This window comes from Acinetobacter legionensis (genome assembly GCF_048551735.1).
In the GTDB taxonomy this organism is placed as follows: domain Bacteria; phylum Pseudomonadota; class Gammaproteobacteria; order Pseudomonadales; family Moraxellaceae; genus Acinetobacter.
On the sequence record NZ_JBIMBV010000012.1, the window covers coordinates 104,707 to 122,350 of the forward strand.

Genomic DNA, 17,644 nt, shown 5'->3' on the forward strand with positions numbered 1-17,644 from the left:
ATAACACAAATAGATCTAGACGAGTGACTCATATTTTATAATACTAAAAAGCGACCAAGCTAAGATGTGATATACAACACACTATGTAAAACAGAAGCAAGACAGTATATCTATTTGGATTAAAAGAAGATTGTTTAAATTTAAACTGACCGTATAAGTCAAATATTGATGTTGGTTGGACTAGGTTTAAATGAATATTATGAGTTATATAAAATTTTGATATATAAAGAATTTTATTTGGATATAAAAAATAATCAGGATTGGTATTATGCGTAAAATAACCGCTAGCCCTAAAAAAGATGATTTAGTTGCAAATTGTATAAGAAAATTTAGTGTACATTTTAGACGACCATATGAAATTGGTCAGACTACACAAGAATATAAAGGTGAATTTGGCTTTGATTGGGTACGTGATGAATATATTTATCCAATACTTGCAATAAATGGTACTAAGGATTGCGTTATTTATGCATATAGTCAGCCTTCTTTGCGCATTCTATATGAAAACTTTTATCAAGATGTAAATGAATTCATTGAAAAAGAAGGCTATTTACCATCATGGTTGTCAATTTTTGCAACTGACTGTAAAGGGACTTTGGGCAGTGAGAAAATAAATGAGCAAGGTGTTAGTCTAGATTTAGAAATACACCAGAGTTCCATAGATGCTTGTAGTCAGCAAGAATTAACCAGTAATGGTACTGTTTTAACGTTTAGAGCATCGAATGATTTGATAAAGATTTCAACTTTTAATAATAACCAACAGACATGCTATATAGAAGAACCACTAAGCAAATTTATTGATTCAAAACGTTTAGAAGTAAACTTAGGTACAGAAAAAAGATATTTATATAAAAAAAATAAGGCCATTACGATTCGTTGTTCTGGAGGTGTTTTAACAAAAAACGAAAGTATTAAAGTCACGGCTAAACGAGGTGAAACTGAATATGATGTTGGAATTATTTATATTGCTAAAAATGATAAAGTTGCTGTAGCAAGTTTGGTTATTATTGATGTTAAGGTCAATGGAAAAGTACTAAAAAGATCCAATAATTATGAATGGGAATTGAAAAATAGAATATTTAATCAATGTCTAATGATCGTTGAAGTTGTAAAGACCGAGATCTTTGATTTAGACCTATTGTCAAAAAATGACCCTGAAGTTCGTGATTTTGTTAAAAAATGGTGGACCGATAAAATAAAAATAGCAGCTGGAGAAAAATATTTAGAGATTCAAACTAGTCAAAAGGAGCAGGAGAAGGAAAATTTACGAATAAGAAAGACAAATCAAATGGAAGAAGATATTTCGAATGAATTTGAAAGAGAGTTAAGAGATCTGTATGAGCGAAAAAGACAAATTCAGGACAGACTAATATCTATACACGATGATATTGAAAAACGGACTTATGTTTTTTTTGCGCCTATAGCCCTGAGAGAACCACCCATCTGCAATGATCCTGCTACTGGAAAAAAACTTGCTTATCCGATATGGTCTAAGGTTTTTGGAACGGCGAGTTACAAACCAAAACCTAAATTTATGGGACCGAGGATAAAAAAATATGAAGATATGAATAATGAAGAAAAGCGCAATGAATTAAAATGGGGAAACATCGTCACAATCTTTAGTGATGCCATGAATGCTAAAGAGGATTTTGTTAAAACATTTTCACATGAGCTTTCTCATAGTTTTGGCTTACTACATTCATTTGATTCTATTGAAAAGAAGATACAGTATTATCAAGGTTTTACAGACAATATAATGGATTACCCTATGACAGATAGTCAGCAATCCTCTAAGTTTTCTCAATGGCAATTCGCATTTAGGAAGGATCAAGCTGATAAAATTCGTCAAGATAATAATGTGGATAATGGCACTTTGACTACACATATCCATTAATGCTTTTTGAAACTTTAAACCAGCATAAATTCCTCCTTATCCTAGGCTTATTTTATAGGTAGGAGGAAATTTTAATAGCAATATAATTCACTGCATGTGATCATTTTTTATTTAAAATAAAGGATCTATAATCAACTTGTCAAAAAACTCATACACAAGAATATAATTTTTTATTTAATATTCTGAATTAAATCAATTGCATGGAAAAATAAATTATTTGCTTATAAAAAGCTTCCAAAGCTACACCTTATGTTCAAAGTTTAAATCACTTTTCGTAGGGGTTGCCATACCTTGCGCTGCAAACAAAGCAGTGCTTTGTTTTTGCTCATGGGCGAGGGGTATGTCCTGTGCCCATACCAACAGCGACATCCATGTCGCCCTATGGTAGGACAACCATCTATGATTCAAAGTGCAAAAAACGGATTAATAACCAATAGTTTCTAAAAGTTTATACAAAAATATATGCTTTATTTATGATCAATGACTAGATGTAAATCACTTGTATGAATAATGAGTTGGTTTGATTATATTTATGATATTAATCAAATGAAAATTAAATAATAACCTTGGATGATAAAATTTTAATTTTTTTATTTATAGCCTGACTTTTTTGATCATTATACATAATAATTAAGCATTTAATATAATAAGATTTTTATTATTAAAGTGATTTTTATTTGTATGCTTAATTCAATTGAATTTACTAAAATCCTAAAAGAAAATATTTTATATACATCGATCTTTATATTTGTCGCAATTTGTCAACGAATTCGTGGTGAAATGTCAATACGCATATTTCTAAATTTTATACTTTAACATTGTGTTGTGAATATTTATGAATAAAATTCCACAACTTTTATAACTTTAAGACATGATTTAAATCAATATCAATCGATAAGACAGCACGAAGGATTTGTGGATCTTGGTATATATTTTAGTTTGAAACGACGATATAGACCATGACAAGAAAATTTTTATAAATACGCTAGGAGCGGTTAAAAGTGTTTGGTCCTGAAGTGACCGAGCGGATGGAATCTGTTGATAAATCAAGAGCGCAATTTAAAAACCAAGCAGAAATATATACGCAAAAGCGAGGTGAAATTTTGCGGCGTGATTTGAATATGCTTGATCAGGAAAAATCAATTGAAGCACTTAGAAAAGAAATTTTTAGTGACAGATATGATAAGCGGAGAATTATCAGTTTGGAAAAAATTTATGATACGGAAAAATCGTTAGATATTCTCAATTAATGTAAGTGTATTCAATGAATCAATCTAGTTAATGAGACCGTAGAGAATAAATAAATTTAGGTCTTATTTAGTATTTGTAATGTAGCCATAGTTTAAGGAGTAAAATATGACAGCCAAAATTACACGACGGGAACTTATTCAAAAAAGTCTATTCGGTTTCGGAGCACTGTCTTTATCTGCGGGTTTTACAGGATGTAATGACAGTTCAGATCGTGAGTCAACAACACTACAAGTAAATTTTGAACATGGGGTGGCCAGTGGAGACCCTTTGCAAGATCGCGTGATCTTATGGACACGTTTGACGCCGAATGATACCAGCGCACGTTTGCAAGTGACTTGGGAAATTGCTTTGGATGATCAATTTAAGCAAATCATTAAAACAGACAAAGTCACCACTGCAAAAGCACAAGATTTTACCGTAAAAGTTGATGTAATAAATTTAAAACCAGATCAACGCTATTTCTATCGTTTTAGCTTTGGCAATAAAGTTTCACCAGTTGGACAAACCAAAACGCTACCAATCAACCCCAGCAAAGTCAGTTTTGCTGTATGTTCTTGCGCGAATTATCCAGCAGGTTACTTCTATGTTTACCGTGAAATGGCTAAACAAGACGTGGATGTGGTGATTCATTTGGGTGACTATATTTATGAATATGGTCAAGATGGATATGCAACCGAAGATGCAGTGAAGTTAGGGCGTACTTTGCCTACGGACAATAATAAAGAAATTATTAAATTAGATGATTATCGCAAACGCTATGCGTTATATCGTAAAGACAAAGATTTACAAACACTGCATCACCGTCATCCATTTATTGTGATTTGGGATGATCACGAGTTGGCAAATGATACATGGCGAGAAGGTGCTGAAAATCACCAAGCCAGTGAAGGGGCTTTCCTTGACCGTAAACTTGCAGCATTACAAGCATACTTTGAGTGGATGCCGATTCGTCCTATTTCCGCAAATGATCATCTCAATATTTATCGCCAGTTTGACTTTGGTTCACTGGTGCAATTGACCATGTTAGATACCCGTATCCTTGCCAGAGATAAGCAACTGGAATATACCGATTATATCACCGCTTCTGGTATGGATTTTCAACGTTTTCAGACTGACTTAACCAATCAGAATCGAACCTTGATGGGGTATACCCAACGTGAATGGTTACAGCAAAAGTTGGCTCAATCCAAGGCAACTTGGAATGTATTGGGTCAGCAAGTGTTGATGGGTAAGATATTAATCCCTGCTGAATTATTGGTACCGTTGAGCGCTGTTCTAAGTGGAAATGCAACTCAAGAGGTTTTAAATCAAATCAATACGATGATTATGGAGTTAGTGCAACTGAAAATGCGTGTTCTACAGGGCGATCCAACATTGACAGCAATTGAAAAGGCACGTTTAACCACTGTTGCACCTTATAATTTAGATGCTTGGGATGGTTATTATGTTGAACGAGAAATTCTATATAACACTTTAAAAGCATTGAACAAGAAGGTCGTAGTGCTGGCAGGTGATACCCATAATGCATGGTCATCAGAGTTGTATAGTCAGGCGGGTGATTTTGTCGGTGTCGAGCTGGCGACAAGTTCAGTGTCATCGCCGGGAATTGAAAAGTATCTCAATATTCCAGTGGAACAGTTACAGCAGTTTGAAATGGCGTTTACCACACTGATTGATGAATTGGATTATACCAATCTAAATCAACGTGGTTATCTGAATGTCAGCTTTACTGCAACGCAGGTTCAAGCTGACTGGATCTATGTCGATACCATTAAAGAGTCGCAATATACTGTGGATACAAAACGTGGGCATCAAGTGGTGTTGAATAATCAATTGGTCAATACCCGTTCGATTAAGAAAATTGCTTAATAAAAGACTATTTAATTTTATATCGCCTGACTACTGAAGAAGATTTAGATGTGATTGCTATCGGGTAATTTCTTCAGTAGTCCCTCGCTGTGCCTTGCGCTGCAAACAAAGCAATGCTTTGTTCTTGCTCAGGGGTGTGGCTAAAATTATCTCAGCCTACGTTATGAAACTGGAAAATAGTCTCGCTATTCTCATTTATGTTTTACGACGTATACGTCTCATGATCAATTTTAGCCTACAACGCAAGCCATTTATGAAATATCAACAGACCCTAATATTAGGAGTAAAAACCATGGCTGGATTATCGATTTGGCACGTACTTATTTTTGCAATTGTGGTGATCTTACTTTTTGGCACATCTAAATTAAAAAATTTAGGTAAAGATGTCGGCGGTGCGGTGAAGGATTTTAAAAAATCAATTCAAGATGATGAAACGACCACTGCTGCACTGAATGAACCAAGAATACAGGAACATCAAAATAGCAATGCTGATGTGAACTCTACGGTAAAGCACTAAAACTGGAGAATTAACATATGCTTGATGTCGGATTTTCTGAATTATTGGTTTTTGGGATTATTGCGCTGCTGGTGTTAGGACCAGATAAACTCCCTGAAGCTGCGCGTTTTGTTGCGAAATGGTACAGTAAATTGAAACGTCTCATCAGCAATGTTCAGAACGACATTGACCGAGAATTACGCTTATCTGAATTGCGCGAACAGATGCAGAATGAGATGCAGCGCATTCAAGAATTAGAGCAAAAAATGCAGGCGCAGATGCATGAGCTACAGCAATTATCGGCTATGTCTGGAGATGCTATACAGCCAGAACAAGCGCCAGCATCATTAGAGAAACAGCAATTAGAACAACCGCAATTAAAAGAACAGCAAATAGCCCAGCTGAGGGTGAAGCAGATTCATCGACCTGTCTCATGTGATATTCCTAAAGGCTATTTGCCAAGTATCTGGCTAAAACAAGCTAAATCTAATGATGAAAAACTTAGCATTGATCTTGTTCAGTCCAAGTCAATATCGCAATTGAAGGTGGCTGTATGACGTCAATGATACCACAGCTGCAAGAGCAAGTTTCCGAAGAAGCGACTCAGCTTGAAGCAATGCCGATCACCCGACATTTGATGCTGTTGCGTCAGCATCTGTTTAAAATTATCGGGGTATTGATTGTGCTTTTTTTCTGTTTGTTGCCATTTGCAAACAGAACTTATTCAATGTTATCTGAACCACTACGTGCCCAATTACCTGCCAGTTCGACTATGATTGCTACAGATGTAACTGCAACATTTATGGCACCTTTTAAACTGAATTTCTTTATTGCGCTGATGCTGGCGATGCCTTTTATTATTTATCAGATTTGGGCATTCATTAAACCTGCGTTGTATGAAAAAGAAAAGAGTCTGGCATTCCCATTGTTATTGAGCAGTATTTGCTTGTTTTATTCAGGGATTGCCTTTGCCTATTTTATTGCCTTGCCTTCGATTCTGCATTTTTTTATCAGTGTTTCACCTGATACCGTTGCGCCAATGACGGACATTAACAGTTACTTAAGTTTTTGTTTAAAACTCTTTTTGGTGTTTGGGGTCACTTTTGAAATTCCAATTATTACACTGGTACTGATTTTAATCGGTTTGGTCAGCACGCAAACATTGGTGGAAAAAAGACGCTTTATTATTGTGGGCTGTTTTTTTATTGCGATGTTTGTCACACCACCAGATGCTATTTCGATGATCATGTTGGCAATTCCAATGTGGATGTTGTTTGAATTGGGATTGGTATTTGGCAAGATGATTGAAAAACGTAAACGTGTATAAGTGCTGATTTGTAGCGAAAGTGGTTAAGTGTTGCTTTGTTCTATTCAACCCTTCTTTTTTAAAGCAGGCGAATTCATATTTAAGTGTATAAATTCGCCAGATCTCTAGATTTTAACCCATCCTTGTCTCATGGGTGAGTTCGTAATACTGTTCTAAACCCCACATGCGTTGCAGCCAAATCAAACTCTTGCGGATATCGACTACTATTTCGATAACGAGAGCAATAACTCGAAGCGCATAAGAAAGAACCACCTTTAATCACATATTGGGTTGCTGCAATGCTTTGCTGACGCAGATCAGTATAATTTCCCATATGTTGATCATGCGCGCCTTGATATACAGAAGAGGTCCACTCCCAGACATTCCCAATCATATCGAACAATTGGAACGCATTGGCAGGGTAGCAGCCGACAGGTGCCACACCTGCAAAATGGTCTTCAACAGAATTATGCAGTGGAAATTCACCTTGCCAATAATTGGCTTGTGGATGTTGATGGGCATCCTGAGGCGCTTGATGCAGTGGCGTATCGGTTTTTGAGCCCGCCTTTGCAGCATATTCCCATTCTTGTTCGGTAGGTAAATCTCGTCCTAACCAAACTGCGTAATGTTCAGCATCATTTTTGGTCACATAGCGAACAGGTTCAGCAGGGCGTGGAGCTTGACCCGAAGCGCCATTGGGCGTTTTCCAAGTGTAATCAGACTTGAGTTGCCACCACTGATTAGGCTTATTGGCATCTGGTGAAAATACAGCTGCCTGTTTCTGTTGCTCTGCGTCGGTTACATAGCCGGTTGCTTTTACAAAACTACTAAACTGCGCCACAGTCACTTCGGTTTGATCGATCCAGAAACCCTCAACTTGGCGTTGTTTTTGCCCAAAATTAATTTCATCGGGATAGGCTTTATCGGAGCCGAGCTGAAATGAGCCTTTGGCAATCCAAACCATCCCCGCTGTTGGCTTTTTTTGCCATGCATTAGGTAAACCTGAATAGTGTTCGCATTGCTGCAATGAACCAAGCTGTGCAGAAACTTTGCTGGTTTGTTTGGGAGAATGATGCGAGTCGGGCGTAACCTTATTGCAGCCTGTTACAAGGAACAGGCTGCACAGTGAAATTAAAAGGGGGTTAAACTTCATTGAATGTTGTATTCCTTGACTCCATTTTTTTGGGTATATTTGTTATACACATCAAGCAGTTCTTGTAGTTTTGCTGGGTTATTTTCTGCAATGTTTTGGGTTTCACCACGGTCATTTTTTAAGTTATATAATTCCCAAGTTCCCGTTCCAAGCTCTGCTTTACCTTGCAAAGCAATTTTCCAATCGCCTTGACGCGCATATTTACTGCCATGCAATTCATCAGCAAAACTAAAGTTTACAGGGCGAATCGTCTGCGCTTTATTTTCAAGCACTGATCTCCAAGAGTAACCACTTGGAGTATTAATCTGACGGCCTTTATATTGACCTTGTGGGACGGCAATATTGGCATAATCTAAAACAGTTGGAAAAACATCGAGCACTGAAGCAAAACCATGATAGGTTGCTTGCGCTTTGTTTTGATGAGGAAGTTTAACAATGGCTGGTGCTGTGGTTGCACCTTCACCTGCAGTATCTTTCCATAAGTGGAAAGGCGCAGCACTGACTTCAGCCCAACGCGGACCGACATAATGATAAGAACTGGATGTACCGACATTATTCACCCGATTATCAAAACCTGATTCAGCTCCATAACTACCGCGAATAAAGCCTTCAGCCCCATTATCTGAAACAAAGAAAATTAAAGTATTTTCGTATAAATTATTGCGTTTTAAATACTCAATCACCCGTCCAATATTAGCATCAAGGTTTTCGACCATACCTGCATAGATTTCCATTCTACGTGCTTCTAAGGCTTTTTGCTCAGTGGATAGCTCATTCCATTTGCCATATTTTTGGGGTGCATTTTGTGTTGCAATCGGTTCGGCTGCAGTAAAGTTGGCTGGAATCAGACCAAGTTGTTTTTGACGGGCAATACGACCATTGCGGATCACATCATAACCAGCATCGTAAACGCCACGATAACGGTCACGATATTCAGTTGGGGCTTGTAAGGGCCAATGGGGAGCTGTGTAAGCAGCATAGGCAAAGAATGGTTTGCCTGAATTTTTTCCTGACTCTAAATAGCTAATTAATTTATCGGTGAAATAATTGGTTGAGAAGAAATCATCAGGTAATGCTGAAATTGGAACAACTTTACCATCCTCCGTATAGGTGGCATTCCGTTTGTAGGCACTAGGCGCTTGTTTAAAGTGTAAATCTAGACCTTGTAATAGCGTAAATGAATGATCGAAGCCTTTTACATGTGCGTTGGTTTCAGCGGTTAAACCGAGGTGCCATTTTCCGCTGATATAGGTTCGGTAGCCATTATCTTTGAGCACTTCTGCAATTGAGAGTGAGCGCTCATTTAAGTAGCCCTCATAACCCGGCTGGCCTTTTAAGTGAGCAGGGGTGAGCTCAGCCATAGCCCCAATGCCCGCTAAGTGATGGTCTGTCCCCGAAATTAATTGTGAACGCGTTGGTGAGCAGGTCGGGGCAGTATGGTAGTCCGTTAAAATCCGACCTTCTTTGGTGAGTGCATCAATATTTGGGGTTCGAATTTCACCACCAAATGCTCCCAAGTCTGAATAACCTAAATCATCTGCCATAATAAATAAAATATTTGGTTGTTTTTTGGTTTCAACTACCGTATTTGAGTGATCTGAATCATTATTATTACATGCAGAAATTGAAAGACTGAATAATGCAATAGAAAGTGTTGTGAAAAGGTTTTTATGAGACATACGTGTCGACTGAGTTTTCTAAAAAATTAGGTTAAGTTTAGAGTGTTAATTTTTAAGCTAAAAATAATTAAAATTTGATTGTTAATCTTAAAAAAAGCAAAGCCTCAAACATTCACCCAAATGAATGTGGAAATTATTTGAAAGAAGATATTTAGTCAGTGGATAATTAAAATAAAAAATAATTTAAAAATTTAAAAGGATGATAATTATCACGTTATACCATGGCGTTAAAAATACTTATATTATGGATGGGAGGACAACGGCTTGTAAACATGTCTTAACTGCGCTTGCTTATTCGTATTGGTGTTAGATATTTATTACACATGTCGACTCAATTTTGAGGGAAAATAGCTTGAATTGTGAGTGCTTAATAATTGATCAAAAGAATACAGAACTGTCTGTTTTTTTGTTGATGGTGTATTGATTAAATGAATATTAATGTGATAAATTCTACAGAATTAGAGGGGGATCTTTTTTAAGATTCTTGATGCCTTGATCCTATTTCCCTTCCCCAAGGGAAATAGGGGTTTTTAAGATTAGCTAAAAGCAACAGATAAATACGTTTATAAAAGACTGAAAAGTGCTCATCTCAATATGAGCACATATAAATTTTAAGAAATAGTACATATGTATGAATTCTACTTTTTAAGAATCATAAGATGAATCTATAGGTAATTATCTACGATGAAAATTTATGAAATGATATTTCATAAAGGCACTTATGAAAAAACACGCTTATTTTATGCTGAAAATAATAAAGCTTCACGTCAGCATTTCATTGAAAATATGCGTTTAGAACTTGATCGAGAACTTAATGATTTCATTGTAAATTGTAAATCGAGTTACAAGCATGATTTGTTTGACTTATACAAAAAAGTTCAAAAAGAAAGCCATTTACATTTAGATGTTATGGAAGATGAGTTTATACAGAATTCAAAAGCAACCTTTGACCAATGTATTTGTTTAAGTGTTAAAAGTCATGAGGTGTTTAATATTATAAAATCACTTATTTAAAAAAAGATTAGTTGAAACAGATAATATTAAGAAAAATAATTTATATCATTTGCTTAAAGAAACGTATATTTAGTTGGCTCTATTATAATACAGCCAATTGCTGTTGAGCCAATTCATAGCCTTGGTCTGCGGTTTTTTTTAACCATGCTTTCGCTTTATTGATATCTTGAGGCAAGCCTAAATTTCCATCTAAGTATAGAGTTCCCAATTTAAATTGTGCTGATACATCGCCATTTTTAGCCGCTTTAAGATGCCAATAATGTGCAAGATTTTGATCCTGTTTGATATTCTTCCCATCTGAATATTCTTCAGATAAATTGTATTGCGCCATCGCATTGTTCTGATTTGCAGATTTGGTTAGCCACTCAATACCTTTACGGGTATTTTGGCGGATACCTGATCCCCATAAATAACTCATTGCCAAACTGAGTTGAGATTCTGAATCACCCGCTTCTGCGGCCTTTTTAAACCAAAAAACACCTTTTTCTTCATCGAAGGATACACCCTAATTGCCATTACTATAAAGATAACCCACTTGGTATTGTGCTTTTACTTCTCCATTGTTGGCTTTTTCGAGTAGCTTTTCAAAACTTTCTGCAAATACAAGTGTAGTGGGGAAAAATATAACTATAATCAGAGGGTATAACCGTTTTTTAATTTTTAGTTTTATCATTTTTCAATCATTTGTGTCTTTTAATCAGTAAAATTAAATGCAAAATTAAGTTGTAGTCAACTTAATTTGAGCCAAGACTTATTCTATTTTTCTTTCAAGTTTAGCTCCCTAGGGAACTAAACTTACCTAAATAATGAAAATGAAGAGCTTATATCACTCGACAAATTGGGGTAAAAGACGCTGTTAATACTACACAAAATTATCTAAACACTCGCATGTTTAGTGGTGAGCAGCATTAAAGCATCGTCCTAAGTATCCAGCTTACATATTTGGATAGTTAGGCCCACCACCACCTTCCGGTGTTACCCAAGTGATGTTTTGAGATGGATCTTTGATATCACAGGTCTTACAGTGAACACAGTTCGCAGCATTAATCTGGAAGCGCTTAGAACCATCATCATTTTCCATAATTTCATAAACACCAGCAGGGCAGTAGCGTTGAGCTGGCTCATCCCATTTTGGTAAATTGACATTGACTGGAATAGAAGCATCCGTCAGCTTTAAGTGAGCTGGCTGATTCTCTTCATGGACAGTATTCGATACAAATACAGAAGATAAACGGTCAAAGGTTAATTTACCATCTGGCTTTGGATAGGTCGGTTTAAATGTCGCAGCATCTACAGTTTTTAATGCACTAAAGTCAGGTGCAAGGTCATGTAGAGTAAATGGCACTTTAAAGATATTTTGATCGATAAAGTTAAATGCACCACCCATCCATAAACCGAATTTATGCATCGCTGGTCCAAAGTTACGTGAACGATGTAACTCTTCTTTTAACCAACTGTTGTTGAATTTCTCAGTATATGCAGTCAATTCTTTAGCAAAGAAGTCTTCGCCTTCAGCGACACGCGCAACCGCTAAATCGCCACCTTTCTCATGACCTGCTTGGATTGCTTCAAATACAGCTTCACCACACAACATACCCGATTTCATCGCAGTATGAGAGCCTTTGATTTTAGCAAAGTTTAAGAAACCTGCATCATCACCAATTAAGCAACCGCCTGGGAAGGTCAGTTTAGGTAGCGAGTTTAGACCACCTTTAACAACTGCACGTGCGCCATAAGAAATACGCTTACCACCTTCAAGATATTGCTTAATCAGTGGATGTGTTTTCCAACGCTGCATTTCAGCAAAAGGATACATGTGTGGATTTTCATAAGATAAATCGACAATCATACCCAAGGTCACTTGGTTGTTTTCAGCGTGATATAACCACCAGCCGCCTGAAGAACCTGTTTCTGCCAAAGGCCAGCCTGAACCATGCATTACTAAACCTGGTTTATGTTTAGTAGGGTCAATTTCCCAAAGTTCTTTGATTCCGATACCGTAATGTTGCGGATCAGCATCTTGGTCTAAGTTGTATTTTGCAATCAAACGTTTACCAAGGTGTCCACGGCAACCTTCTGCAAAAATTGTGTATTTTGCATGAAGCTCGTAGCCGGGGGTAAAGTTATGAGTAGGTTCACCATCTTTACCAATACCCATATCACCAGTTTGGATGCCTTTTACAGAACCATCTTGATGATAAAGGATTTCTGAGGCAGCAAAGCCCGGGAAGATAGAAACTTCTAACTCTTCCGCTTTTTGACCTAACCAGCGCACCACATTACCCAATGAAATAACATAGTTACCATCGTTGTGCATGGTCTTAGGAACCATCCAGTGTGGTGCTTCTTGAGACTTTTCAGCAGACATGAGGAAATAAGTTTTGTCCTCAGTCACAGGTACATTTAAAGGTGCACCTTGTTCTTTCCAGTCAGGGAAAAGTTCATTGATTGCACGAGGTTCAAGTACAGCACCAGAAAGGATATGCGCACCAACTTCAGAGCCTTTTTCAACCACACAGACAGAAAGGTCTGGAAGATTGTTTTCAAGCGCTAATTGACGAATTTTAATCGCAACAGAAAGACCCGCAGGGCCTGCGCCTACGATGACTACGTCAAACTCCATTGACTCTCGTTGTAAATCTTTCATAAAAAGAAATCCTATTTCGCTTGGCGGTATTTTAGTTTATTGAGATAAAAATATCAAATGAAAAACCATCAAAAAGGGAAGGTTTGATGAGTAAATTCAAAATGATATCCACAAAAAAGCCAGCTAAATCTAGCTGGCTTTAAAATGGAATAAGTGATTTTATAAGGTCTAATTTTACGATTTTTGCGGATCGTAGAGTTTTTCCTTGATGAAGAGGGCAGGAATAACACCGCAAATTAAATAAGCAGCCCCCATCACCACAAAACCTAAACCAATAGAACCACCTGATGCCAAGTAGCCAATTGTTGCAGGCGCAAGTGCTGCACCAAGACGCCCGACGTTATAGGCACCACCAATCGCTGTACCACGAATCGCTGTAGGGAAACTTTCCGTCATATAAGTGGCATTTACACCATAAGGAATACCGTATAAAAATCCGAAAGCGATCAGTAAATATAAAATGTTGCTGGGTGAGTTATAAAAAACAATCAGTGGAAGAAAAATAGCAGTCCCAATCGCACCAAAGGCATAAGTAAAGCGACGACCAAGTTTATCAGCCATCATCCCCGCAAGGACTTTACCGAGGATCATGGCGGTATAAGTACCAACCATATATGCGGTCATTTCTTTAAACTTCATGCCTAATTCACTTTCTAGATATGAAGGCATCCAGTTATTTACCCCATAATAACCAAATTGTAAGAAGCCTGCTGTGAGCGCCCACAAGATAAACATATTTCGATTTCGTTTATCTTTAAAAATCAGTTTAAATGCCGAAGTATCCTCAGAGTTTTTATCACGTGTTGGTTGTTGTAAACGAGACTGTTGCCATGCGAGTGGTTCTGGTACCAAAAGATGCATTAAAACAGCAATCAACACCGGTACAATGGCAACATAAAACAGCATACGCCAGCCATGATCTGGAATAATCCATCCAGCGAGTAGCGTTGCAACAATATAGCCAACCGTCCAACCTGCTTGTAAGGTACCCAATACCGTTGTACGATAACGTGTAGGTACATATTCCGCCATCAAGGTATTGCAGGCAATATAAAGCGAGCCTAGTCCGAGAGAAGCAAAAAAACGTAATAGCCCAAATTCAAGAAAGCTTTGGGTAAAGCCTAGTCCACATGTAAGTAGTGAGAAGGTGAGAATAGAAATAACCACGATCCGTACTCGACCAAATTTGTCACATGCCCATCCCCCAAATATCCCACCAACAGCCATACCCGCCAAGGTAAAACTACCCAGCATACCTGCCTGCACGGAACTTAAACCAAAATCTGCCTTAATACTGTTGAGACTATAAGACAGCAGCATCAGATCGGCACCATCCACCAACAAGGCTAAAAATGCAAAAATAAATGCAATTTTCCAAGTATGAGGTTGTATTGAAGAGAGATGTGTATTGTAGTTTGTCGCCATAATCCATTACCTACATTTGATTTACAGCACTTCAAATCGTTTTAAAGTGCCTAAAAATTAATTAAGACGCAGCACGAATCATATTTCGCGCAATAATCATTTGTTGAATTTGGGTGGTGCCTTCATAGAGACGGAATAAACGCACATCTCGGTAAAAACGTTCAATGGCATATTCACTGATATAGCCAGAGCCACCATGAATCTGTACGCAGCGATCGGCCACGCGACCACACATTTCAGTGGCAAACATTTTTGCGCATGATGCTTCTGTGCTGACGTTGTGCCCAGCATCACGTTGTCTTGCCGCATCTAAAACCATACATTGCGCTGCATAAATTTCTGCTTTGGAGTCAGCAAGCATGGCTTGAATCAGTTGAAATTCAGCAATCGCTTGTCCAAATTGCTTCCGCTCAAGGGCAAACTTTAAGGTATCGTCTAACATGCGTAGGGCAGCACCGACACTGATTGCGGCAATATGTAAGCGACCTTTATCCAAGACTTTCATTGCGGTTTTAAATCCTACACCTTCAATACCACCAATCAGTGCTGAGGCAGGAACTCGACAATTTTCAAAAATCACATCACAGGTATGTGCACCTTTTTGTCCCATTTTTTTATCTGTTTTACCTAGAGAGATTCCTGCAGTTTTGCGATCTACGATAAAAGCAGAAATTCCACCAGCACCTTTAATATCTGGATTGGTTCGTGCCATCACCGTAAATACCCCTGCATGAGGTGCATTGGTAATAAAGCGTTTGGTGCCATTTAAAATATAAAACTCACCTTCTTTTACTGCGCTGGTTTTCAAAGAGGCAGCATCTGAGCCTGCATCTGGTTCAGTTAGGCAAAAAGAACTGATCACTTCACCACGTGCTAAACGGGGCAAGAAAAATGATTTTTGAGTTTCGGTACCATCAATAATCAGACCACTCGAACCGATTCCATTATTGGTGCCGATCAGTGAACGAAAGGCAGGCGAAGTACGTCCAAGTTCAAAAGCGATAGATACCTCTTCTTCCATGGTCAAGCCAAGACCTTCATATTCTTCTGGAATCGTCAGTCCAAACAAACCCAAAGCTTTCATTTGCTCAATGATGGCTTGAGGGATTTGATCTGTTTCTGCGACTTCATTCTCATGAGGAATAAGGACACCATCTACAAACTGTCGAATCATATCTACCAGTTGTTTGAGTGTTTCCTGATCTCGAATCATAGTCTTGTCCTTTGTACAACATGTTGAAAACATCGAGGAGATGTTGCTAAAACCCTGCATATTGATGCGATAGTAATCAAAGGATTAGTAGAAAACAATATATTTTGAAAATTAATTTCGCAATGCGGTATATTGCGCTTGTTTTTTAGTTGGCTAATTATTTGATTTAATTAATCTATATTTGTTGAATAAAAATCATCACTTTTGATGAAAAAATTAAGTTTTATTTTTAAAGTTTTCTGTGTATATTAAAAACATATATCGCTATGCGAAATTTATATTAAATAAATTTTCCTGTAGGAAATTAATCAAAGGTTAGTGGAATAAACATGGGTGCTTTAAATGGAATTCGTGTACTTGACTTAAGTCGAGTACTGGCTGGACCGTGGTGTGGACAGATTCTTGCCGATTTAGGCGCAGAAGTGATTAAGGTTGAAAGACCGAAACTAGGTGATGATACGCGTTCTTGGGGACCACCTTGGATGAAAGATGATGCCGGACAAGAGACACGAGAAGCCGCTTATTATCAGTCGACCAATCGCAATAAACTTTCTGTTGCAATAGATATTGCAAATCCGGAAGGGCAGGCACTCATCAAAGCACTGATTCAAGATACCGATGTGGTCATTGAAAACTACAAAGCTGGTTCTTTGAAAAAATATGGCTTGGATTATGCTTCTTTATCAGAAATTAATCCTAAACTGGTTTATTGCTCGATTACGGGTTTTGGTCAAAATGGACCGAGAGCAGAAGAGCCAGGCTATGATTTTATCATTCAAGGAATGGGTGGACTCATGTCCATCACGGGTGAAAAAGATGATTTACCCGGTGGTGGTCCGCAAAAAGTAGGTGTCGCATTTTCAGACTTATCAACGGGATTATATTCAACCATTGCCATACAAGCGGCTTTGCTCAATCGTCATATGACGGGTTTAGGGCAACATATAGATATGGCTTTACTTGATGTGCAAATTGCCACAATGGCAAATCAAGGAATGAATTATCTTTCATCTGGAAAAGTGCCGGTACGTTATGGCAATGCACATGCCAATATTGTGCCTTATCAATTATTTAAAGCCGCTGATCGAGAGTTTATCATTGCTTGTGGTAATGACACTCAGTTTATCCAACTGTGCAGAAGTATTGGTTTGCCAGAGTTACCCAATGATGTTCGATTTACCCGTAATGCAGATCGTGTTAAGCATCGTGATGAAGTGATCGAAATTTTATCAAAGCATTTTTTAAGCAAGACTGCCGATGAGTGGGTAAGTGCAATTTATGCTGCTAAAGTGCCTGTTGGTGTGATTAATAATCTAGAACAAGCTTTTAATGAACCTCAAGTGATTGCGCGAGAGATGCTGGTAGAAATGCAACATCCTCAACGTGAAAAACTTACTGTGGTTGGTTCTCCGATTAAGCTTTCACGTACACCTGTAGAGTATAGAAATGCGCCTCCTTTGTTAGGCGAACATACTCAGACCATTTTAGGCCGTATTATTTCTCCAGCAAAACTTGAGGAGTTAAAAGCCAAAGGCGTGATAGGATAGTTTTTAAATAGATGATGTGAGCAGTCTAAAGCCATTTTTTAAGTAAAATAAGCAAATTTAGACTTTTCACATCGAGATGGATGCATCGTTTTATTTTCAAAGTGAATCAGATGATTGCTTTTTGCTATTTATAGAAAAAATAGATTATAA

15 protein-coding genes and 1 pseudogene are annotated in these 17,644 nt (G+C 37.6%); 8 read left to right on the top strand and 8 right to left on the bottom strand.

All coding sequences use genetic code 11. From position 1 onward, the window contains the following. Positions 1-268: 268 nt before the first annotated feature. On the top strand, positions 269-1,894 hold the full coding sequence (locus tag ACG9ZL_RS12520; RefSeq protein WP_419360238.1) for a hypothetical protein: 1,626 nt from the start codon (positions 269-271) through the stop codon (positions 1,892-1,894). Positions 1,895-2,134: 240 nt separating this feature from the next. Here ACG9ZL_RS12520 and ACG9ZL_RS12525 read toward each other — a convergent pair whose 3' ends face one another. After that, complete coding sequence (locus tag ACG9ZL_RS12525) at positions 2,135-2,263, bottom strand: hypothetical protein (protein WP_419360240.1); 129 nt, start codon at positions 2,261-2,263, stop codon at positions 2,135-2,137. Between the two features lie 632 nt (positions 2,264-2,895). On the opposite strand from ACG9ZL_RS12525, the gene ACG9ZL_RS12530 reads away from it, so the two are divergent. The 5 genes from ACG9ZL_RS12530 (at position 2,896) to tatC (ending at position 6,837) form a co-directional block, all read left to right on the top strand. Beyond that, positions 2,896-3,144 (top strand): lipase secretion chaperone, encoded by a 249-nt coding sequence (locus tag ACG9ZL_RS12530; RefSeq protein WP_419360242.1) that lies wholly within the window; start codon positions 2,896-2,898, stop codon positions 3,142-3,144. Positions 3,145-3,250: 106 nt separating this feature from the next. Continuing rightward, a complete protein-coding gene (locus ACG9ZL_RS12535) occupies positions 3,251-5,014 on the top strand; it encodes an alkaline phosphatase D family protein (protein WP_419360244.1) in 1,764 nt (587 codons plus the stop codon). 292 nt (positions 5,015-5,306) lie between these two features. Next, positions 5,307-5,531 carry a Sec-independent protein translocase subunit TatA gene (tatA, locus tag ACG9ZL_RS12540; RefSeq protein WP_419360246.1) on the top strand — a complete coding sequence of 75 codons (225 nt, stop codon included), beginning with the start codon at positions 5,307-5,309 and terminating at the stop codon, positions 5,529-5,531. A gap of 17 nt (positions 5,532-5,548) precedes the next feature. Further along, positions 5,549-6,067, top strand: a complete 519-nt coding sequence (gene tatB / locus ACG9ZL_RS12545; RefSeq protein WP_419360247.1) for a Sec-independent protein translocase protein TatB — start codon at positions 5,549-5,551, stop codon at positions 6,065-6,067. After that, positions 6,064-6,837 carry a twin-arginine translocase subunit TatC gene (gene tatC / locus ACG9ZL_RS12550; protein ID WP_151957909.1) on the top strand — a complete coding sequence of 258 codons (774 nt, stop codon included), beginning with the start codon at positions 6,064-6,066 and terminating at the stop codon, positions 6,835-6,837. The genes tatB and tatC overlap by 4 nt, the downstream gene beginning before the upstream one ends. A gap of 127 nt (positions 6,838-6,964) precedes the next feature. Here the strand turns inward: tatC and ACG9ZL_RS12555 are convergent, their stop codons facing one another. Next, positions 6,965-7,969, bottom strand: coding sequence for a formylglycine-generating enzyme family protein (locus ACG9ZL_RS12555; protein WP_419360249.1), 1,005 nt, complete (start codon positions 7,967-7,969; stop codon positions 6,965-6,967). After that, positions 7,966-9,648, bottom strand: a complete 1,683-nt coding sequence (locus tag ACG9ZL_RS12560; protein WP_419360251.1) for an arylsulfatase — start codon at positions 9,646-9,648, stop codon at positions 7,966-7,968. Before ACG9ZL_RS12560 ends, ACG9ZL_RS12555 begins: the two co-directional genes overlap by 4 nt. Before the next feature lie 684 nt (positions 9,649-10,332). Between ACG9ZL_RS12560 and ACG9ZL_RS12565 the strand changes: the two genes are divergently transcribed. After that, positions 10,333-10,662, top strand: coding sequence for a hypothetical protein (locus ACG9ZL_RS12565; protein ID WP_419360252.1), 330 nt, complete (start codon positions 10,333-10,335; stop codon positions 10,660-10,662). 82 nt (positions 10,663-10,744) lie between these two features. Here the strand turns inward: ACG9ZL_RS12565 and ACG9ZL_RS12570 are convergent, their stop codons facing one another. The 5 genes and pseudogenes from ACG9ZL_RS12570 to ACG9ZL_RS12590 form a co-directional block, all read right to left on the bottom strand. After that, a complete protein-coding gene (locus ACG9ZL_RS12570) occupies positions 10,745-10,993 on the bottom strand; it encodes a tetratricopeptide repeat protein (RefSeq protein WP_419360284.1) in 249 nt (82 codons plus the stop codon). Positions 10,994-11,008: 15 nt separating this feature from the next. Continuing rightward, a pseudogene (locus ACG9ZL_RS12575) lies at positions 11,009-11,155 on the bottom strand (tetratricopeptide repeat protein); the annotation flags it as partial. 441 nt (positions 11,156-11,596) lie between these two features. Then, a complete protein-coding gene (locus ACG9ZL_RS12580) occupies positions 11,597-13,309 on the bottom strand; it encodes an electron transfer flavoprotein-ubiquinone oxidoreductase (protein WP_419360254.1) in 1,713 nt (570 codons plus the stop codon). Positions 13,310-13,483: 174 nt separating this feature from the next. Then, positions 13,484-14,734, bottom strand: coding sequence for an MFS transporter (locus ACG9ZL_RS12585; protein WP_336954806.1), 1,251 nt, complete (start codon positions 14,732-14,734; stop codon positions 13,484-13,486). A 61-nt stretch (positions 14,735-14,795) separates the two neighbouring features. Next, positions 14,796-15,947: an acyl-CoA dehydrogenase family protein gene (locus tag ACG9ZL_RS12590; protein ID WP_419329234.1), complete on the bottom strand. Its 1,152-nt coding sequence runs from the start codon at positions 15,945-15,947 to the stop codon at positions 14,796-14,798. Between the two features lie 329 nt (positions 15,948-16,276). Between ACG9ZL_RS12590 and ACG9ZL_RS12595 the strand changes: the two genes are divergently transcribed. Further along, entirely contained in the window at positions 16,277-17,494 is a 1,218-nt protein-coding gene (locus tag ACG9ZL_RS12595) for a CaiB/BaiF CoA transferase family protein (RefSeq protein ID WP_336954804.1), read from the top strand. Positions 17,495-17,644 lie beyond the last annotated feature (150 nt).